12 protein-coding genes, 2 tRNA genes, 3 rRNA genes and 1 pseudogene are annotated in these 21009 nt (G+C 57.1%); 8 read left to right on the top strand and 10 right to left on the bottom strand.

Annotation, left to right across the window (positions count from 1 at the left end; translation table 11 throughout):
* The first annotated feature begins 280 nt into the window (after positions 1–280).
* Positions 281–802: a hypothetical protein gene (locus tag E3Z29_RS15190; RefSeq protein WP_098968361.1), complete on the top strand. Its 522-nt coding sequence runs from the start codon at positions 281–283 to the stop codon at positions 800–802.
* Between the two features lie 187 nt (positions 803–989).
* Positions 990–1964, top strand: a complete 975-nt coding sequence (locus E3Z29_RS15185) for a helix-turn-helix transcriptional regulator (protein ID WP_134786165.1) — start codon at positions 990–992, stop codon at positions 1962–1964.
* Positions 1965–2503: 539 nt separating this feature from the next.
* On the opposite strand, the gene E3Z29_RS15180 is transcribed toward E3Z29_RS15185, so the two are convergent.
* Complete coding sequence (locus E3Z29_RS15180; RefSeq protein WP_134786164.1) at positions 2504–4423, bottom strand: tyrosine-protein phosphatase; 1920 nt, start codon at positions 4421–4423, stop codon at positions 2504–2506.
* A gap of 320 nt (positions 4424–4743) precedes the next feature.
* On the opposite strand from E3Z29_RS15180, the gene E3Z29_RS15175 reads away from it, so the two are divergent.
* On the top strand, positions 4744–5220 hold the full coding sequence (locus E3Z29_RS15175) for a hypothetical protein (protein WP_098968357.1): 477 nt from the start codon (positions 4744–4746) through the stop codon (positions 5218–5220).
* 408 nt (positions 5221–5628) lie between these two features.
* On the opposite strand, the pseudogene E3Z29_RS15170 reads toward E3Z29_RS15175, so the two are convergent.
* Positions 5629–6119, bottom strand: a pseudogene (locus E3Z29_RS15170) (AAA family ATPase).
* Positions 6120–6207: 88 nt separating this feature from the next.
* Between E3Z29_RS15170 and E3Z29_RS15165 the strand changes: the two are divergent.
* On the top strand, positions 6208–6489 hold the full coding sequence (locus E3Z29_RS15165; RefSeq protein WP_027613788.1) for a hypothetical protein: 282 nt from the start codon (positions 6208–6210) through the stop codon (positions 6487–6489).
* Positions 6490–6703: 214 nt separating this feature from the next.
* Here the strand turns inward: E3Z29_RS15165 and E3Z29_RS29645 are convergent, their stop codons facing one another.
* Entirely contained in the window at positions 6704–6853 is a 150-nt protein-coding gene (locus tag E3Z29_RS29645; RefSeq protein ID WP_256662001.1) for a hypothetical protein, read from the bottom strand.
* 187 nt (positions 6854–7040) lie between these two features.
* Positions 7041–9245 carry an OsmC domain/YcaO domain-containing protein gene (locus E3Z29_RS15155; RefSeq protein WP_134786163.1) on the bottom strand — a complete coding sequence of 735 codons (2205 nt, stop codon included), beginning with the start codon at positions 9243–9245 and terminating at the stop codon, positions 7041–7043.
* A 230-nt stretch (positions 9246–9475) separates the two neighbouring features.
* Here E3Z29_RS15155 and proP point away from each other — a divergent pair, with 230 nt between their 5' ends.
* On the top strand, positions 9476–10978 hold the full coding sequence (proP, locus tag E3Z29_RS15150; protein ID WP_134786162.1) for a glycine betaine/L-proline transporter ProP: 1503 nt from the start codon (positions 9476–9478) through the stop codon (positions 10976–10978).
* 49 nt (positions 10979–11027) lie between these two features.
* Here the strand turns inward: proP and E3Z29_RS15145 are convergent, their stop codons facing one another.
* The gene (locus E3Z29_RS15145) at positions 11028–11894 is read right to left on the bottom strand and encodes a LysR substrate-binding domain-containing protein (protein ID WP_134786161.1); all 867 of its coding nucleotides are present in this window, start codon (positions 11892–11894) and stop codon (positions 11028–11030) included.
* Between the two features lie 99 nt (positions 11895–11993).
* Here E3Z29_RS15145 and E3Z29_RS15140 point away from each other — a divergent pair, with 99 nt between their 5' ends.
* From E3Z29_RS15140 to E3Z29_RS15130, 3 genes are read left to right on the top strand one after another with little or no spacing between them, the layout of a single operon-like run.
* Positions 11994–12926: a DMT family transporter gene (locus E3Z29_RS15140; protein WP_256662000.1), complete on the top strand. Its 933-nt coding sequence runs from the start codon at positions 11994–11996 to the stop codon at positions 12924–12926.
* A gap of 47 nt (positions 12927–12973) precedes the next feature.
* Positions 12974–14230: an MFS transporter gene (locus tag E3Z29_RS15135; RefSeq protein ID WP_134786160.1), complete on the top strand. Its 1257-nt coding sequence runs from the start codon at positions 12974–12976 to the stop codon at positions 14228–14230.
* A 37-nt stretch (positions 14231–14267) separates the two neighbouring features.
* Positions 14268–15197: an alpha/beta hydrolase fold domain-containing protein gene (locus E3Z29_RS15130; protein ID WP_134787570.1), complete on the top strand. Its 930-nt coding sequence runs from the start codon at positions 14268–14270 to the stop codon at positions 15195–15197.
* Between the two features lie 81 nt (positions 15198–15278).
* Here the strand turns inward: E3Z29_RS15130 and rrf are convergent.
* The 5 genes from rrf to E3Z29_RS15105 all read right to left on the bottom strand — a co-directional run bounded on the left by rrf (position 15279) and on the right by E3Z29_RS15105 (position 20491).
* Positions 15279–15394 (bottom strand): 5S ribosomal RNA (gene rrf, locus E3Z29_RS15125).
* Positions 15395–15544: 150 nt separating this feature from the next.
* Positions 15545–18436: ribosomal RNA gene (locus E3Z29_RS15120) — 23S ribosomal RNA — on the bottom strand.
* Positions 18437–18673: 237 nt separating this feature from the next.
* Positions 18674–18749, bottom strand: a tRNA-Ala gene (locus tag E3Z29_RS15115).
* A gap of 9 nt (positions 18750–18758) precedes the next feature.
* Positions 18759–18835: transfer RNA gene (locus E3Z29_RS15110), tRNA-Ile, on the bottom strand.
* A 122-nt stretch (positions 18836–18957) separates the two neighbouring features.
* Positions 18958–20491 (bottom strand): 16S ribosomal RNA (locus E3Z29_RS15105).
* Together the 16S, 23S and 5S rRNA genes with 2 tRNA genes alongside form the textbook arrangement of a ribosomal RNA operon.
* Positions 20492–21009 lie beyond the last annotated feature (518 nt).

Raw genomic sequence — 21009 nt, 5'->3', positions numbered from 1 at the left:
AAGGATCCAAGCATGCGTGTGAAATTTACAAACATCCATGCAAACGATGGGAATTACCGTCGAGTAGAAAAACTCACGAACGAGCAAAGGCAGGACATCATTGACTATTGCAAATACAGATTAGGTATTGACACAAAAGTGTCAACACAAGCTGAAATTGAAATGTGCGCAAAGAGATAAAACAAGACAAGCCGAATAACTGGATGTTCATTCAACCTGTTCAGGAAGCAAAATCAGCGCTCGATCTGATTTTTGATTCCATCAATGGTATTTTCGGCCAATGAATCTATATCGCGGCTTCGTTTACCTGACATTACTTCTCTGCGCTGGCTGTGTAAAAACAGCCAACATCCCGCCCGCCGACCTTACTTTATCGTCTTTCGAATTAGGACCGAATAATCTTTTTACTGTGAAATTCACTTCAACAGTAGATTTGGCTAGCGCATTCAATGATTTCGAGAACTCTAATCAGCTCACGCCAACGCTGATCTGCTCACTAGACGGCGATATGGATTTTTCGTCCAAGCATTCAATCAATATAAAGGCTGAAGGCCTGGTGAATGCGAGCAGCCAAACCAGACCAAATTACACTTTCACCTCAGAGCTTGTTTTCTACAACGCTAGACCCTACGGGACGCAACTCGATCTGAATGATTACGAAGCCGTCCGACCGCTACTAGCCAATAAAGCTTTCATACCCTGCAAGGTACGCATTACCGCGTATGGATATAAAACCTATTACACAAAGTCATTGATCATTCCAACCACGAAAATGACAGAACAGATATTTAAGAAGCCTTAGATAAAACCTAAGCAAGAACAACCTGAAGTATCTGACTGCTGCTGGATATACCTGGGGGTTATTGGTCGAAAGGAAACCTGCCTCCAGTGGCTCAATCTCCCGTCACAAACCTGTCACCCCCAACCTGCTAACCTCCCCTGCGCCTCCTCCCCACTTACTTAAGAGCCCCAACAAAAGGTGCCCCAAGGTGTACTCCGTCGCCCCACCCCGCCAAAAAATCATCCTCCGCTCCGAAAACCTCCACTCCGAAGACTTCGGCGCCCTCTTCTCCCGGCTCTTCGGCAATCGCTACGCCGACACCCCGCCGATCCCCTCCAACATCATCATCGGCGGCGTCTACGGGCGGCACGACGGGGTCAGTTTCCGGCGTATGCATTACCACGGTGATTTCACCGTCACCTTCCCCGACCCGCAGGACGAGATCACTTTTGTGATTCCCACGGCGGGCAAGATTGTGTTCAACCACCGCACCGAGTCCGTCGGTGTGGCGCAAGTGGGGTTGGCGATTGATAAGGCGGATATCCGCTCGATGCGGTTTCTCGACAATCACGCGCAGCACGGGATTTCGGTGAATCGGGGGCAACTGACGGAGCGGTTGGCGGCGTTGTTGGGGCGGCCCATTGTGCAGAAGATTGTATTTGAGCCGGTGGTGGATCTGCACTCGGCGGCGTTTGGCGGGATCAAGGCGTTGATTGATCTGGCGACGGGGACGGAGTTTGATTTGTTGCTCAACAGCGGGACGCTGATGCCGTCGCGGTTGCGCGAGATGTTGATCGATGCGGTGCTGGAGGCGTGGCCGCACAATTTTACCGAGGCGTTGCGCCAGCCGGCACCGAGGGTGGCGCCGCGGCATGTGAAGTTGGCGATGGAGTTTATTCAGGCGCATCCGGAGCAACTGGTGAGTGGCGTGGAGTTGGCGCGGTTGAGCAATGTCAGTCAGCGCGCATTGCAGGAGGGGTTTCGACGGTTTGTCGGGATGTCGATTGTGGCGTATCAGCGGCAGGTGCGGCTGGAGCGCGCTTTCGAGGCGCTGGGGCAGCGGCATTCGGCGTCGGTGACGGAGGTGGCGTTGCGCTTTGGCTTCAGTAATGTCGGGCGGTTTTGTCAGTATTTTCAGCAGGCGTATGGGGTGAGTCCGGCGCATCTGAGAGGGCGGGGTTGATTGGTTTATCGGCGGGGATGCTGGTGGATCAGTTGATGGTGATGTTGGCTGTCATGGCGCCTTCGCGAGCAAGCCCGCTCCCACAGGGTTATGCAGTGGACTCAAGACTGGCGCTGGTCGGTGACACGGCTGATGTGCTGGACTCAGGTTTGGCGGCTGGCGGGGATCTGAATGTGGGAGCGGGCTTGCTCGCGAATGCGATGGGTCAGCCAAGGTGATGTTGGCTGACATGGCGCCTTCGCGAGCAAGCTCGCTCCCACAGGGTTAGTTGGTGGACTCAAGACTGGCGCTGGTCGGTGACACGACTGATGTGATGGGCTCAGGTTTGGCGGCTGGCCGGGATCTGAATGTGGGAGCGGGCTTGCTCGCGAATGCTGTGGGTCAGGCGAGGTGATGGTGACTGACACGGCCTCTTCGCGAGCAAGCCCGCTCCCACAAGTTTTTGCGGTGACTCAGGGTTGGCCGTTCCCTGCTCCACCATATTTTGCTGGTGCTTTGTGAATGGTGGTCGTCCTTGACCTTGCGCGGTTGTCCCTGCTTTAGAACGCGTAACTGGCCTTCAGGCTGCCACTGAAACCGTGGCTGTCACCACCGCCGCTGGCACCGACTTCTGCGCCGACGCTGACCGCGCCGAGGCTGGCCATCAGGTTGACGCCGCCGCTGAACTGGTCGCGGTTGTCGAAGGCGGCGCGCTGTTCGATGTCGAGGCCCAGCAGGTGGCCCTGGCTGTTGACGTCGTTGTTGCCCAGGGTGCGTTCGTAGCCGACTCGTACGCCCGGCACCAGTTGCCAGGCGCCCATCGCCACCGGGGCAAATGCCACGTGGAGGTTGGCGACGGTGCTGCGGCGGGTGGCGGTGTTGTCGTCGATGTCGAGTGCCAGTTCGCTGCCCTTCTCTTTAAAGCCTTTGAGGTCGAGGTGGCTGATGCGCACGCCGAGGCTCGGTTCGAGGATCATGCCGTTGACCGGTGCGCGGTAACCCAGCGCCAACGTCGCGCCGGTGAGGTTGCCGTGAGTGTCGCCCTTGGCCGCGCCGAGGCCGCCACCGAGTTCGCGTTTGCTGTCGTAATCGACGTAGCCGGCGCTGGCGTTGGCGTCGACGAACAGGCCACGTTCCAGGCTAGTGAAGCCGTAGCGCGCGCCGAGGTTGAAGAAGGTGAAATCGGTATCGGCCTCGCCGCCCGCGCCGCCGACGGTGCCTTTGCTGTAGCCGAAGCCGCCGCGCGCGCTGAGTTGTTCGGAGAAGCGCTGGGTGATGCCGACCATCAGGCCTTGGCTGTGTTCGTTGCTGCTCTCGGCGTGGGACGAGCCGTCGGTACCGAGGTAACCGGCGAGCGCGGTGGTCCACAACCGGTATTGGCCGACTTTCAGATCGGTGCCGCTGGCGTAAGGCGCGGCGGCTTGTTCGATCAACGCGTTCTGCCGCAGCAGGTAGCTGGCGGCGTCGGCGTGAACCTGGCCGCCGACCTGGGACTCGACAACGCCGAGGGTGCCGGCGTCGATCGCCGATTGCAGGTAGTAGTTGTAGGCGCTGTAGGTGCCGGACAGGTTGCTGTTCTGCAATTGACGCAGCAATTCGGTACCGGCAGCAGCGTTGCCGATCAACCCCGCCTGACCCGGCAGGCTGTTGTACTCGACCAGTTTGCCGCGCAACACGTAAATGGTTTCCTGCGACAGGCCGAGGCCTTGTTTGAGGTAGTTGTCCATGCTGCCGTATTCGGCGGTGACCTCATCCAGACCGGCCTGGAGGTAACTGGCCTGCACGCCGAGCAGCGGCGCGTACACCGAAGCCATGCTTGGCGGCATTGCTTTAAGAGTCGCGGCGACGCGGGCGGCGGTGTAGTCGTTGGTCGCCAGGTAGTTGGCCATGATGGTCGCGTTATCGACCCCGGCGATGCTCTGCAGCACGGCGGCGGTCCAGCCGGTTCGGTCCTTGCCGGCGGTGCAATGGAACAATTGTGCGCCGTCGGTGGTAGCCAGTTCGTTGAACAGCTTGCCGAATTGACCGCGCATCCCGGCGTCGCTGACGAAGGCGCGGTTGGTCTGCTCCATCATGGCGATGGCGTCGGCGGCGCTTTTGAACGACACGGTGGTGATGTTCGCGCCCGAGGTAGTGCTGCCGATAATGTCGATGTTCTGGTAGGTCGCACCGCTCAGCATCGTATCCGGCGTGGCGGCGATTTCGCTCGGGGTGCGCAGGTCGTAGACGGCTTTGATGCCCAGGCTGTTGAGCGTCGCCAGATCCGCTGCCGACGGCGTGATCGCGTTGGAGCGGTAGAACACGCCGCCACGCATGGTGCCGTCGTGGGCGGTGGAATACGCAGTGGTCAGGCCGGCGACATCACGGAAGTTGTCGATGCTTTGCAGGCGCGGCGTGTCGAGCACCACAGGCTCGGCGGCGTGGGCAGCGGCGATGGACAGGCTCAGAACGGACAGCGAACACACAAGACGTTGAAACACAGTGCAGCCTCATTGGAATTAGCATTGGGCTGGCTACTATCTGCAATCAACTGATACCAAATATGACAGAACGACTGCGCACGCAAATGCCTGCGTGATTGGGCCGTGGGCTGCGTTTTTTGTCCGTATCTGCCGGAGAGCCACTGTAGGAGTGAGCCTGCTCGCGATAGCGGTGGGTCAGACAACGTAAATGTCAGCGATATACCGCTATCGCGAGCAGGCTCACTCCTACAGGGTTCGGTGAAGAATGTGGAGTTTTCGGTTGAAGGCGATTCCGTCCATAATCCCTCCCCCAAATGGACTGACACAGGAAATGTGAAATGGACACCACTCAATGGCTCGGTTTGTTCGAGCGGGCTTTTCGCGGCATGGAGAAGAATCTTGAGCAAGTGCTGCAACTCAACAGTTGCCGCGAGCATTGGATTCAAGCCCAGATCAGTCTGCAAGCCTGGTTCGAAGATGAGATCGAGATCTGGACGGATCTGCCGATAGGCGACCGACGCAAAGCGGACCTGTACTCATTGGACGACAACGGTGCGCCGAGGATGGTCGCCGAAATCAAATGCCTGGGCGATGTCTCGCAGGCCAAGTGCCTGGAAGGCGATTGGTCAGTGCGGGCCGATGTTGATCGGTTGCGCTCTTTCGAATGCCCCACCCGCCTGTTCGTCCTGGTCATCGCCAAAGGCGAGCGCGAAACCAATACCGGACGTCGCCTTCGCGAAGATGAATGGGTGGATGGCCGGACATGCGTCACTGTGGATCTGCAATTTGCCCTGGTTCGGATGTGGGCTTTGTAGGTCAAGTTCTTCATCCACTTCTGCACGCGACGTGGGCCGACATCGCGGCTCGCTCGGGTGCGCCGTTGCTCAACATCGAAGTGATTTGCTCGGATCGACGTGAGCATCGTCGTCGGGTTGAGCAGCGGCAATCAGACATCACGGGCCTGACATCACCGACCTAGTCCTCCGTGGCGAATCACGAATTTGAAGCCTGGGCGCAGCCGATCCTTCGGCTCGACACCACGAGTCTCTCCGTGGATCAGGCGGTGGAAATCATTGTGGGAACTGGCCTGCTGGCGATTGGGGCGAGCCTGCCAAAGTGATGGCCACTGACACGGCCCCTTCGCTGGCAAGCCAGCTCCCACAGGGGTTATGTGGTGGACTCAGGATTGACCGCCGCCCGAGTTCATTGCGGAGCTAGCCCTGCTAACGATTGCGGTGCATGACGATCTCCAGCCCCTCGCCCTGCTTCCGGCACCTGAAAGTAGCTGGTGATCAAATCTAACTCTGCATCCGAAGCGGCAAACTCGTGCTCCGCCAGCGCATTGCGTACATGTAGCCGGGCGCGGCAAGTATCGTCATCCACCGCGAGATAGTGCAGGCAATGCGGCACTTTTGCAGTATCCGCCAGCCCTCGCAGCCACTGCCGATCCGCCACGGTATTTGGCCGGAAAATCCAGCACCACACTCACCCCCGCGCTAAGCACATCGATCACCAACGGCCCCAGCACGCCGCGAATCTGCCGCGCACATCGAAGGTAATCCGCCACGGATTTGATCTGCTCCGGATACAGCCGCGACAGCCACTGATCCTCACTGAGCACCAGCGCGCGGTGCTCCTCAGCCAGTAATTGGGCCAGTGTCGATTTGCCCGAGGCGATCTTGCCGCACATCAGGTGTAGTGTGGGTGCACGCATTGGGGACGCTTCCTTTTGTCGATTGCTGGATAATGCCCAACGCCTGTCGGCGAGGCAATTGATGCGCATGACCCAACGAGGAACCCAGATGACCACAATCACCGCACGCCAATGCTCGTCCTGGGTGCTACTTACCCTGCTCGCCACCACCCTGGCGCTGACAGTCGGCTGTTCGAGCAAACGCTACGCCACCAACGGCTCGAACTGCTACGCCAAAGCCGTGCCCACTTCCGGCGAAGGCGGTTTGGCCTGGGGCGATACCTTGAGCATGGCGCGCAAGAAGTCGATGAATAACTGCATGCGTTATGCGAGCCGCTCCGGAGGGACGCCGAACACTTGCCAGGTGGTGCAGGCGCAGTGCAAGCGCTGAGAGCGCCGAAAGCGATGGCGACTGACACGCCCTCTTCGCGAGCAGGCTCGCTCCCACATGGGGTTGTGCAGTGGACTCAGAATTAGCGGCGGGTTCCCGCAGGTTTTGCGGCGGAGACGGGATTGGCGTCCAGTGTGCCGTCCTGATCCATGCGGTTCATGGCGTTGGCGTTCAAGTACACAGCAGTATTCGTGAGAGTCATTTTGCCGCCAACCTACAACCCGCCGTAAACCTCCTTGAAACCTTCCAGCACGCCGGCCAATGCACCGACGTTGCCACTGCCGGCAACATCGTAGAAATCGCCGACACCTTCGTAATCCACCTCGACGTCAGCCACCAGAAAGTTGAGCTGCTTCGACTTCACGACCGTCTCTTCAATCCTTGAATCTCCATGTCCCCACAATACTCACTTGTGGTGAGGGGATTTATCCCCGATGGACTGCGTAGCAGGCCCGCTTCTTTATTGGTTGAAGAAGCCGGGCCCACTTTGCGCGCCATCGGGGATAAATCCCCTCACGACAGGTTTACTCAGCAGAAGTGACCGTCTGCTATCAGCGATTCAACGCCGCCGCATTAGCCCGTGCCGCGTGCAGCTTCTTATAGCTGTCGATCAGACGCAGGTGACGATCCAGCCCTTCGAGCTTCATGCTGGTCGGTGTCAGACCGTAGAAACGCACACTGCCTTTGACCGAACCGATCGCCGCGTCCATGCGCTCGTCGCCGAACATGCGGCGGAAGTTGGCCTCGTAATCGGCCAGTTCCAGATCCTCGTCCAGTTCCATTTCCAGGCACACGTTCACCGCCTGATAAAACAAGCCGCGTTCGACGGTGTTGTCGTTGTATTGCAGGAAGGCTTCGACCAGATCCTTGGCCTGTTCGAATTTCTGCAGGGCGAGGTAGATCAGCAGGCGCAGTTCCAGAATCGTTAGTTTGCCCCACGGCGTGTTGTCGTCGAACTCGATACCGATCAGCGTGGTGATGTCGGTGTAATCATCCAGCTCGCTGTTTTCCAGGCCTTGAGCAAGGTTGCGCAGGCCGACCTTGCTCAGACTGTGCAGGTTGAGGATGTCGGCGCGGAATTGCAGGGCCTTGTTGGTGTTGTCCCAGATCAGGTCGTCCACCGGATAGATTTCCGAGTAGTCCGGCACCAGGATCCGGCAAGCGTTGGCGCCGAGGTCGTCGTAGACCGCCATGTAGGCTTCTTTGCCCATTTCCTCGAGGATGCCGAACAGCGTTGCGGCTTCTTCGGCGTTGGAGTTTTCGCCCTGCCCCGAGAAGTCCCACTCGACGAATTCGAAGTCAGACTTGGCACTGAAGAAGCGCCACGACACCACACCGCTGGAGTCGATAAAGTGCTCGACAAAGTTGTTCGGCTCGGTCACGGCCTGGCCCGAGAAAGTCGGTTGCGGCAGATCGTTCAAGCCTTCGAAACTGCGGCCCTGCAGCAGTTCGGTCAGGCTGCGTTCCAGCGCCACTTCCAGGCTCGGGTGCGCGCCGAACGAGGCGAACACGCCGCCAGTGCGCGGGTTCATCAGGGTCACGCACATCACCGGGAATTCACCGCCCAGCGACGCGTCCTTGACCAGCACCGGGAAGCCCTGCTCTTCCAGGCCTTTGATCCCGGCGAGAATGCTCGGGTACTTCTCCAGCACTTCCTGCGGCACGTCGGGCAAGGCCATTTCACCTTCGAGGATTTCGCGTTTGACCGCGCGCTCGAAGATCTCCGACAGACATTGCACCTGGGCTTCAGCCAGGGTGTTGCCGGCGCTCATGCCGTTGCTCAGGAACAGGTTTTCGATCAGGTTCGACGGGAAGTACACCACCTCGCCGTCCGACTGGCGCACGAACGGCAGCGAGCAGATGCCACGCTGGGTGTTGCCGGAGTTGGTGTCGAACAGGTGCGAGCCTTTGAGCTCGCCGTCGCGGTTGTAAATGTCCAGGCAGTATGGGTCGAGAATCTCTGCCGGCAGCTCGTCTTTCGGGCCCGGTTTGAACCAGCGCTCGTTCGGGTAATGCACGAACTCGGCGGCGGCGATGTCCTCGCCCCAGAACTGGTCGTTGTAGAAGAAGTTGCAGTTCAGGCGCTCGATGAACTCGCCCAGTGCCGAGGCCAGCGCGCCCTCTTTGGTCGCGCCTTTGCCGTTGGTGAAGCACATTGGCGAGTGCGCATCGCGAATGTGCAGCGACCAGACGTTAGGCACGATGTTGCGCCACGAGGCGATTTCGATCTTCATCCCCAGATCGGCGAGAATCCCCGACATGTTGGCGATGGTCTGCTCCAGCGGCAGATCTTTACCGGCAATGTAGGTGCCCGCTTCAGAGGTCGAATGCGGCATCAGCAAGGCCTGCGCATCGGCGTCGAGGTTCTCGACTTCTTCGATCACAAACTCGGGACCGGTCTGCACGACCTTCTTCACCGTGCAGCGATCAATCGAACGCAGGATGCCCAGACGATCCTTCTCGGAAATGTCCGCTGGCAATTCGACCTGGATCTTGAAGATCTGGTTGTAACGGTTTTCCGGGTCGACGATGTTGTTCTGCGACAGGCGAATATTCTCGGTCGGGATATTGCGCGTTTCGCAGTACAGCTTCACGAAGTAAGCCGCGCACAAGGCCGACGACGCCAGGAAGTAGTCGAACGGCCCCGGTGCCGAGCCATCGCCCTTGTAGCGAATGGGCTGATCGGCGATCACCGTGAAGTCGTCGAACTTGGCTTCAAGTCGAAGGTTGTCGAGAAAGTTGACCTTGATTTCCATGCGGGTTTACCAGAGAGCAGAAACGAATTGGCGGCCATTATCCGGGTTTTCAGCCTGACGTCTTGTGCTTTTGCGTAATCGCCGCCGGGTGGGCTCTGCTGCGTCTTGGCGGGTGCGAACGACAAAAATGCCCTGAGCAGTGAATTTTTTCGTGTCTTCTTGTATCTGACGGAAAGAACCCATGCCAGCAAAACAATGGCATCGAATCCGTTCAGCTATGAGTGACCCGCATGAAATCAAGGAAAAACAAGGTCAATCCCATCGGATTGAAAGACATCACGATTGTCGACGACGCCAAGATGCGCAAGGCGATCACCGCTGCCGCACTGGGCAACGCCATGGAATGGTTCGACTTCGGGGTGTACGGCTTCGTCGCCTATGCACTGGGCAAGATCTTCTTCCCCGGCGCCGATCCTGGCGTGCAGATGATCGCAGCGCTGGCGACCTTCTCGGTGCCGTTCCTGATCCGTCCGTTGGGCGGCCTGTTCTTCGGTGCGCTGGGCGACAAATACGGGCGGCAGAAAGTGCTGGCCGCGACCATCGTGATCATGTCGCTGAGTACCTTCGCCATCGGCCTGATACCGTCGTATGAGTCGATCGGCATCTGGGCGCCGATCCTGCTGTTGCTGGCGAAAATGGCTCAGGGCTTCTCGGTCGGCGGTGAGTACACCGGCGCCTCGATTTTCGTCGCCGAATATGCGCCCGACCGCAAGCGCGGTTTCCTTGGCAGTTGGCTGGACTTCGGCTCGATTGCCGGTTTCGTCCTCGGCGCCGGTGTGGTGGTGCTGATCTCGACGATCATCGGCGAAGAGAAATTCCTCGAATGGGGCTGGCGTCTGCCGTTCTTCCTCGCCCTGCCGCTGGGCATGATCGGCCTCTATCTGCGGCATGCGCTGGAAGAGACGCCGGCGTTTCAACAGCACGTCGAGAAACTCGAAGAAGGCGACCGTGAAGGTCTGGCGGGCGGGCCGAAGGTCTCGTTCAAGGAAGTCGCGACCAAACACTGGCGCAGTCTGATGACCTGCATTGGCGTGGTAGCGGTGACCAACGTCACCTATTACATGCTGCTGACCTACATGCCGAGCTACCTGTCGCACAACCTGCACTACAGCGAAAACCGTGGCGTGCTGATCATCATCGCGATCATGGTCGGCATGCTGTTCGTGCAGCCGGCGATCGGTTTTATCAGCGATAAGATCGGCCGCAAGCCCTTCATTGTGGTCGGCAGCATCGGCCTGTTCCTGCTGGCGATTCCGGCGTTCATGCTGATCAACAGCGGCAAGATCGGCCTGATCTTCTCCGGCTTGCTGATCCTCGCGGTGTTGCTGAACTTCTTCATCGGTGTCATGGCCTCGACCCTGCCGGCAATGTTCCCCACGCACATCCGCTACAGCGCACTGGCCGCCGCGTTCAACGTCTCGGTGTTGATCGCCGGTCTGACCCCGACTGCCGTGGCCTGGCTGGTAGAAAGCACCAACAACCTGTACATGCCGGCCTACTACCTGATGGTGATTGCCGTGGTCGGCCTGATCACCGGCGTGACCATGAAAGAGACCGCCAACAAACCGCTGCGCGGTGCCGCACCGGCGGCGTCGGATCTTGAGGAAGCCAAGGAACTGCTCAAGGAACATCACGACAACATCGAGCAGAAAATCGAAGACATCGACGCCGAAATCGCCGAACTGGAAGCCAAGCGCAAGGATTTGGTGCAGCAGCATCCGCGCATCAACTGATGTAATGACTGACGGCGGCCCTGCCCGGAGGCCGCCGTCGCTCAACGCGTCACAACACGAAGCCGTCACCGATCAAGCGCACCAGAACCTCCCCCGCCTCACTCAATTCACCCGGTGCCTGCATCAGGCGCAACTCGTGCAGCGGCAACTCGGGTAGCCCCTCCTCACTGCTCAACACGCGCAGGCCGGGTCGCACTTGCGCACGATCAACAATGCCCACCGCCAGTCCGGCCTCGATGGCTGTTTCCAGCGCGCTGGCACCGGCGCTGACAATCACTGCGCGCCACCGGCGTCCCTGCTCGCTCAATGCATCCACGGCAACGCTGCGATAGGGACAACCCTTGCCGTGCAAGGCCAGCGGTACCGGCCGGGTGAGATCCTGCGTGTAATTGTGCGCGGCAACCCACACGGGCTGGGTCAGGCCCAGCATCCTTACGCAACGCGTCGATGGCGGCGCGTCTGCGACGACCACCAGCAACGCCAGATCCAGTTGCCCGCGTTCCAGACGCGCACTCAACCGACCGCTGGCACCTGTTTCGACTTCCAATTCGATGTGCGGAAAATCTGCCGACAGGTGCGGCAACGTACAGCCCAGGACCGCGCCGGCGTATTCCTCGGAAATCCCCAGGCGAACCCGCCCGCTGGCCAGCGGCGTGCTGAAACTCGCCAGCAATTGATCGTGGTGGCGTAGCAAATCGGCGCTCTGCAGGGCGAAGCGTCGACCCAGTGGCGTGAGGTTGACCGTCTGGTTATCGCGCTCCAGCAAGCGCCCGCCCGCCAGCGCTTCCAGACGCCGCACATGCAGGCTGACCGCTGACGGGCTCTTGTTGAGGAAACTCGCGGCGGCGAGAAATTGCCCGAAGCGCACGATTGCCTGAAAGGTGCGCAACAGTTCGATATCAAGGGCTTCGGCCATGCTTGAGAATTCCTGCATCAGTGGTGCGGATCGTATCGTTTGAATGCATCAGTGCTTGATTCATATCATCGAACTCATTCCTCTGTCAGGTGCCATGCGATGAACGTCATGCCTGTTCGTTTTTTACTGCTGATGGCAATGGTGGTCAGCTGGAGTTCGGGGTTCATTGGCTATCGCTACGTCGCCGATCAGGGCAGCGTATACCTGGCCTCGTTGTGGCGTTTTGTATTGGCGGCATTGCTGTTGCTGCCGTTCGCCTGGCCCGGCTTGCGTGGTTTACGCGGCAAGGACATGTGGAATCAGGCACTGCTTGGGCTATTCGCGATGGGTGGCTACATCGGACCGATTGCCGCCTCGATTCAACTTGGCGTCACGCCTGGCACTGCGTCACTGTTTGCCAATCTGTTGCCGCTGACGATCGTGCTGCTGGCCGGCAGCGTCCCAGGCCAGCGCACACGTGGCTGGCAATGGCTGGGTGTGGCGCTATGCGTGATCGGCATGCTGCTGGCCAGCGCCGCGAGTGTCGAATGGGCCGGTGCGGGGTTGTGGGCCTACAGCTTGCCGTTACTGGCGGTATTGTCGCTGGCGGCGGCCACCTTGTTTGAGAAAGCCCGGCCGGGCATTGCAATACCGGCCACCACGGCGCTGTTCATTCAGGTATGCGCGGTGATTCCTGTATTTGCGCTGCTGGCTGGCCTTGAGGGTGAATTGCGCCCGCCCATCACTGCGGATTTCGTCAGTGGCGTGCTGTGGCTGGTGATCTTCTCGACGTTTGGTGGCTACGGATTTTATTGGCTGTGCTTGCAGCAATTCAGCATACAGCGCATCAGTGGCGCGCTGTTTCTGACGCCACCGGTGACATTGTTGTGGGCGTGGATGCAGTTCGACGATCCGCTGAGTGCCAGCGCGCTACTCGGTATCGGTCTGACCCTGGTCGGGTTGCCATTGCTGGTGCGAGCGCCGAGCGAAAAAGTGTGTGCCGTCGGCATTCGCCAGGAAACTAAATCCGCTGGCGACAAGTCACTGACTTAGCGGAGGTTGAGGCATTTCGCCGAACCTCGTTTATTGAAGATGCCAGCGTGGTCACTCATACCGATCGTCGCAACAACCTCTCGCTGGACAGCCTGAATTTCTTCCTCGCCGATGTGCGCGACGGGCTCGGGCCGTATCTGGCCATTTACCTGCTGGCCGTTCATCACTGGGAGCCGGCCAGCATCGGGCTGGTGATGACCCTCGCTGGCATTGCCGCCCTTGTCACCCAGACGCCCGCCGGGGCCCTGGTCGACAACACACGCAGTAAACGAGCGGTGATCGCGATTGCCGCGTTACTGGTGACCGGCAGTTGCGTGGTGTTGCCCTTCGTGACGTCCTTCAGTCTGGTAGCGATCACCCAAGCGCTGAGCGCCGCCGCGGCATCGGTGTTCGCTCCGGCCATTTCGGCGATCACCCTGGGCATCACCGGGCCGCGCGCGTTCACCCGACGCACCGGACGCAACGAGACCTTCAACCATGCCGGCAACGCCTGCGCGGCGCTGCTGGCCGGTGGATTCGCGTACCTGTTCGGGCCGGTGGCGGTGTTTTATCTGATGGCGGTCATGGCGCTGTGCAGTGTTATCGCCGTGAGCTTCGTCGATGCCAACGCGATCAACCATGATCTGGCCCGGGGCCTTGACCCCAGCGACGCCACTCACGCCAAGGCGCCTTCGGGATTGGCGGTGCTGCTGACCAACAAGGCGCTGCTGATGTTCGCCATCTGCTGCGCCCTCTTTCACCTGGCCAACGCAGCGATGCTGCCACTGGTGAGCCAGAAACTGGCGCAGGTCAATTTGCAGATGGCGACGCCACTGACCTCGGCCTGTATCGTTGCCGCACAACTGGTCATGGTGCCGGTCGCCTTGCTGGTCGGGGCCAAAGCCGATGTGTGGGGACGCAAGCCGCTGCTACTCGCAGGCTTCCTGATTCTGCCGCTGCGTGGCGTGCTTTATACGTTATCCGCCGACCCTTACTGGTTGGTAGCGGTGCAAATGCTCGACGGCGTCGGCGCGGGGATCTTCGGTGCGCTGTTCCCGGTGGTAGTGAAAGACCTGACGCTGGGCACTGGACACTTCAACATCAGCCTCGGCGCTCTCTCGACGGTGTTTGGTTTGGGCGCAGCATTGAGTGCCAGCGTGGCGGGCATTGTGCTGCAGGAGGCCGGTTACAACGCGGCATTTCTCACCCTGGCAGTGATTGCCGGAGTGGCGTTCGTGCTGTTGTGGCTGGCGGTGCCTGAGACATTGCCGCAGGTGGGGAATATTGAGCCGGCGCTGCAACCTGAGGAGGAAGGATTTGGCTAAGAATGTGCTTGAGTTCAGCGATAGTGATCTGGCGCAGATGCAACGCTTCAATCGCAAGCTCGCCTGGCTGCCGCGTTTTCGCATCCGCAATCGGCTGACGCCGCGTTTGATCCAGGCATTGCTGCGTGCCAGTCAGATTCTCAGCGCGGATAAAACGCTCAAGCATGATCTTCATGCGCAGAACATTGTGGTCCACTCACAAGGCACTTCAGTACCCGTCCGAATCATCCGCCCGCAAGGAAAGGCTCAAGGTGTGGTGCTGGATTACCACGGTGGCGGCTGGGTGATCGGCAATGCGCAGATGAACGACGACCTTAATATCGGCATGGTCAAGGCATGCAACGTGGCGGTGGTATCGGTCGACTATCGGTTGGCAGTCAATACGCCAGTTGAGGATCTCATGCAGGATTGTCTGTGCGCTGCACGCTGGCTGTTGAGCGATGATTGCACGGAGTTCGTCGGCCTGCCGGTAATCGTTGTCGGCGAATCGGCAGGCGCGCATCTGGCAGCTGCCACCCTGTTAGCGCTCAAAGCATCATCCGATCTGCTGCAGCGGGTCAGCGGCGCCCTGCTCTATTACGGCGTTTACGATCTCGCCGGCACCCCAAGCGTGCACGCAGCACCTGCTGACACGCTGGTACTCGACGGCCCGGGAATGGTCGAGGCGCTACGCTTGTTGACTCCAGGATTGAGCGATGATGAACGCCGGCAGGCGCCACTGTCTCCGCTGTACGGCGACTTGAGCGGATTGCCACCGGCGTTGATGTTCACCGGTGAACTGGATCCGCTGCGCGATGACACGCTGGAACTGGCTGAGCGCTGGCAACAATCAGCACCGGTTGAAATCCATCTACTGCCCTCGTCCGCCCATGGCTTTATCCATTTTCCGACCACCATGGCTAGTCGTGTTTTGTCCTACAGTCGGGCTTGGATTTCGCGTCAGATCAGGGCAAAAACAAGCAGTTAGGGCCTGTATTGGCAGGAAAATACTTTCCTGCGGGCAAAACAAAACCCCAACTGCTTTCGCAATTGGGGTTTCGGAATTTAATCTTGACGATGACCTACTCTCACATGGGGAAACCCCACACTACCATCGGCGATGCATCGTTTCACTTCTGAGTTCGGGATGGGATCAGGTGGTTCCAACGCTCTATGGTCGTCAAGAAATTCGGGTACTGACTCGTGACCGGTTGGCCTCGCTTCAGCAAATCGGGTATGTGATACAGGTGTTTGTGAGCATCGCGAACTTTCGGTTCATTGCGTCTTCACACACCGCAATCTGGTCTCTTTCGAGCATGCAGATTGGGGTGTTATATGGTCAAGCCTCACGGGCAATTAGTATTGGTTAGCTCAACGCCTCACAGCGCTTACACACCCAACCTATCAACGTCGTAGTCTTCGACGGCCCTTCAGGGAACTCAAGGTTCCAGTGAGATCTCATCTTGAGGCAAGTTTCCCGCTTAGATGCTTTCAGCGGTTATCTTTCCCGAACATAGCTACCCGGCAATGCCACTGGCGTGACAACCGGAACACCAGAGGTTCGTCCACTCCGGTCCTCTCGTACTAGGAGCAGCCCCTCTCAAATCTCAAACGTCCACGGCAGATAGGGACCGAACTGTCTCACGACGTTCTAAACCCAGCTCGCGTACCACTTTAAATGGCGAACAGCCATACCCTTGGGACCGGCTTCAGCCCCAGGATGTGATGAGCCGACATCGAGGTGCCAAACACCGCCGTCGATATGAACTCTTGGGCGGTATCAGCCTGTTATCCCCGGAGTACCTTTTATCCGTTGAGCGATGGCCCTTCCATACAGAACCACCGGATCACTAAGACCTACTTTCGTACCTGCTCGACGTGTCTGTCTCGCAGTCAAGCGCGCTTTTGCCTTTATACTCTACGACCGATTTCCGACCGGTCTGAGCGCACCTTCGTACTCCTCCGTTACTCTTTAGGAGGAGACCGCCCCAGTCAAACTACCCACCATACACTGTCCTCGATCCGGATAACGGACCTGAGTTAGAACCTCAAAGTTGCCAGGGTGGTATTTCAAGGATGGCTCCACGCGAACTGGCGTCCACGCTTCAAAGCCTCCCACCTATCCTACACAAGCAAATTCAAAGTCCAGTGCAAAGCTATAGTAAAGGTTCACGGGGTCTTTCCGTCTAGCCGCGGATACACTGCATCTTCACAGCGATTTCAATTTCACTGAGTCTCGGGTGGAGACAGCGCCGCCATCGTTACGCCATTCGTGCAGGTCGGAACTTACCCGACAAGGAATTTCGCTACCTTAGGACCGTTATAGTTACGGCCGCCGTTTACCGGGGCTTCGATCAAGAGCTTCGCGTTAGCTAACCCCATCAATTAACCTTCCGGCACCGGGCAGGCGTCACACCCTATACGTCCACTTTCGTGTTTGCAGAGTGCTGTGTTTTTAATAAACAGTCGCAGCGGCCTGGTATCTTCGACCGGCATGAGCTTACGGAGCAAGTCCTTCACCCTCACCGGCGCACCTTCTCCCGAAGTTACGGTGCCATTTTGCCTAGTTCCTTCACCCGAGTTCTCTCAAGCGCCTTGGTATTCTCTACCCAACCACCTGTGTCGGTTTGGGGTACGGTTCCTGGTTATCTGAAGCTTAGAAGCTTTTCTTGGAAGCATGGCATCAACCACTTCGTCACCTAAAAGGTAACTCGTCATCAGCTCTCGGCCTTAAGATCCCGGATTTACCTAAGATCTCAGCCTACCACCTTAAACTTGGACAACCAACGCCAAGCTGGCCTAGCCTTCTCCGTCCCTCCATCGCAATAACCAGAAGTACAGGAATATTAACCTGTTTTCCATCGACTACGCTTTTCAGCCTCGCCTTAGGGACCGACTAACCCTGCGTCGATTAACGTTGCGCAGGAAACCTTGGTCTTTCGGCGTGGGTGTTTTTCACACCCATTGTCGTTACTCATGTCAGCATTCGCACTTCTGATACCTCCAGCAAGCTTCTCAACTCACCTTCACAGGCTTACAGAACGCTCCTCTACCGCATCACTTGCGTGATACCCGTAGCTTCGGTGTATGGTTTGAGCCCCGTTACATCTTCCGCGCAGGCCGACTCGACTAGTGAGCTATTACGCTTTCTTTAAAGGGTGGCTGCTTCTAAGCCAACCTCCTAGCTGTCTAAGCCTTCCCACATCGTTTCCCACTTAACCATAACTTTGGGACCTTAGCTGACGGTCTGGGTTGTTTCCCTTTTCACGACGGACGTTAGCACCCGCCGTGTGTCTCCCATGCTCGGCACTTGTAGGTATTCGGAGTTTGCATCGGTTTGGTAAGTCGGGATGACCCCCTAGCCGAAACAGTGCTCTACCCCCTACAGTGATACATGAGGCGCTACCTAAATAGCTTTCGAGGAGAACCAGCTATCTCCGAGCTTGATTAGCCTTTCACTCCGATCCACAGGTCATCCGCTAACTTTTCAACGGTAGTCGGTTCGGTCCTCCAGTCAGTGTTACCTAACCTTCAACCTGCCCATGGATAGATCGCCCGGTTTCGGGTCTATTCCCAGCGACTAGACGCCCTATTAAGACTCGCTTTCGCTACGCCTCCCCTATTCGGTTAAGCTCGCCACTGAAAATAAGTCGCTGACCCATTATACAAAAGGTACGCAGTCACCCAACAAAGTGGGCTCCCACTGCTTGTACGCATACGGTTTCAGGATCTATTTCACTCCCCTCTCCGGGGTTCTTTTCGCCTTTCCCTCACGGTACTAGTTCACTATCGGTCAGTCAGTAGTATTTAGCCTTGGAGGATGGTCCCCCCATATTCAGACAAAGTTTCTCGTGCTCCGTCCTACTCGATTTCATGACTAAGAGACTTTCGCGTACAGGGCTATCACCCACTATGGCCGCACTTTCCAGAGCGTTCCGCTAATCTCAAAGCCACTTAAGGGCTAGTCCCCGTTCGCTCGCCACTACTAAGGGAATCTCGGTTGATTTCTTTTCCTCAGGGTACTTAGATGTTTCAGTTCCCCTGGTTCGCCTCTTGCACCTATGTATTCAGTACAAGATAACCATCTTATGATGGCTGGGTTCCCCCATTCAGACATCTCCGGATCAAAGTCTGTTTGCCGACTCCCCGAAGCTTTTCGCAGGCTACCACGTCTTTCATCGCCTCTGACTGCCAAGGCATCCACCGTATGCGCTTCTTCACTTGACCATATAACCCCAAGCAATCTGGTTATACTGTGAAGACGACATTCGCCGAAAATTCGCAAAACTCTTAAGAGTCACTCACAAATTTTACCTTAGCCTGATCCGTTACCAGTGAAAGTAACGTTCAGTCTATCTTTCTATCACATACCCAAATTTTTAAAGAACGATCTAATCAAAGACTAGAAATCAATATTCATTCACGAATATTCATTTCTAAACTCTAACAAGCAGAAGCAGTTAATGGTGGAGCCAAGCGGGATCGAACCGCTGACCTCCTGCGTGCAAGGCAGGCGCTCTCCCAGCTGAGCTATGGCCCCATACAAAATTGGTGGGTCTGGGCAGATTCGAACTGCCGACCTCACCCTTATCAGGGGTGCGCTCTAACCAACTGAGCTACAGACCCAATTTCGAGCGCGTAACTGATTAGCTAAGAGCTATCAGCTTGGAGCTTAAGCTGCTTCTATCGTCTTCTTCAATGAATCAAGCAATTCGTGTGGGAACTTATGGAGCACTGATGTCGTCGATTAAGGAGGTGATCCAGCCGCAGGTTCCCCTACGGCTACCTTGTTACGACTTCACCCCAGTCATGAATCACACCGTGGTAACCGTCCTCCCGAAGGTTAGACTAGCTACTTCTGGTGCAACCCACTCCCATGGTGTGACGGGCGGTGTGTACAAGGCCCGGGAACGTATTCACCGCGACATTCTGATTCGCGATTACTAGCGATTCCGACTTCACGCAGTCGAGTTGCAGACTGCGATCCGGACTACGATCGGTTTTGTGGGATTAGCTCCACCTCGCGGCTTGGCAACCCTCTGTACCGACCATTGTAGCACGTGTGTAGCCCAGGCCGTAAGGGCCATGATGACTTGACGTCATCCCCACCTTCCTCCGGTTTGTCACCGGCAGTCTCCTTAGAGTGCCCACCATAACGTGCTGGTAACTAAGGACAAGGGTTGCGCTCGTTACGGGACTTAACCCAACATCTCACGACACGAGCTGACGACAGCCATGCAGCACCTGTCTCAATGTTCCCGAAGGCACCAATCCATCTCTGGAAAGTTCATTGGATGTCAAGGCCTGGTAAGGTTCTTCGCGTTGCTTCGAATTAAACCACATGCTCCACCGCTTGTGCGGGCCCCCGTCAATTCATTTGAGTTTTAACCTTGCGGCCGTACTCCCCAGGCGGTCAACTTAATGCGTTAGCTGCGCCACTAAGAGCTCAAGGCTCCCAACGGCTAGTTGACATCGTTTACGGCGTGGACTACCAGGGTATCTAATCCTGTTTGCTCCCCACGCTTTCGCACCTCAGTGTCAGTATCAGTCCAGGTGGTCGCCTTCGCCACTGGTGTTCCTTCCTATATCTACGCATTTCACCGCTACACAGGAAATTCCACCACCCTCTACCATACTCTAGCTTGCCAGTTTTGGATGCAGTTCCCAGGTTGAGCCCGGGGATTTCACATCCAACTTAACAAACCACCTACGCGCGCTTTACGCCCAGTAATTCCGATTAACGCTTGCACCCTCTGTATTACCGCGGCTGCTGGCACAGAGTTAGCCGGTGCTTATTCTGTCGGTAACGTCAAAATTGCAGAGTATTAATCTACAACCCTTCCTCCCAACTTAAAGTGCTTTACAATCCGAAGACCTTCTTCACACACGCGGCATGGCTGGATCAGGCTTTCGCCCATTGTCCAATATTCCCCACTGCTGCCCGTAGGAGTCTGGACCGTGTCTCAGTTCCAGTGTGACTGATCATCCTCTCAGACCAGTTACGGATCGTCGCCTTGGTGAGCCATTACCTCACCAACTAGCTAATCCGACCTAGGCTCATCTGATAGCGCAAGGCCCGAAGGTCCCCTGCTTTCTCCCGTAGGACGTATGCGGTATTAGCGTTCCTTTCGAAACGTTGTCCCCCACTACCAGGCAGATTCCTAGGCATTACTCACCCGTCCGCCGCTGAATCCAGGAGCAAGCTCCTTTCATCCGCTCGACTTGCATGTGTTAGGCCTGCCGCCAGCGTTCAATCTGAGCCATGATCAAACTCTTCAGTTCAAACATTTGGGTTTTTAAGAAACCCTAAACTTGGCTCAGCAATCGTTGGTTACATCTTTGATTTCTCGCGAGTAACTTGTGATGCTGATAATCTTGTTGACTATCAGTCTGACTCCACAAGCACCCACACGAATTGCTTGATTCAGTTGTTAAAGAGCGGTTGGTTAAGATCTTTCGTCTCAACCGAGGCGCGCATTCTACAGCAGCCTCATTTGCTGTCAAGTGATTATTTTCAGAAGTTTTCGAAGATTTCTTCAACAACTTCAACCACTTGCGCTTCCGATCTCTCGTTAGCGGGAGGCGAATTCTACAGCGTTACACGCTGCTGTCAACACCTCTTTTTTTCCGCTTTCGATCGAGAAGATCGAACCGTCAAAAGAGCCAAACATCACCGCTCTTTCAACTCCTTCCAGGCTTCGATGAACTGAAGCAAGTCGCTGTCGAAAACTGCGTAACTCGTTGAATCTCAAGGAGTTTTCCGTTTCGACTGCGCCGGAAGTGGGGCGAATTATAGACCT

The organism is Pseudomonas sp. S150, from assembly GCF_004526365.1.
In the GTDB taxonomy this organism is placed as follows: Bacteria; Pseudomonadota; Gammaproteobacteria; order Pseudomonadales; family Pseudomonadaceae; genus Aquipseudomonas; species Aquipseudomonas putida_A.
Note: the sequence above shows the minus strand (reverse complement) of the source record. Positions and strands in the feature narration are given on the sequence as shown.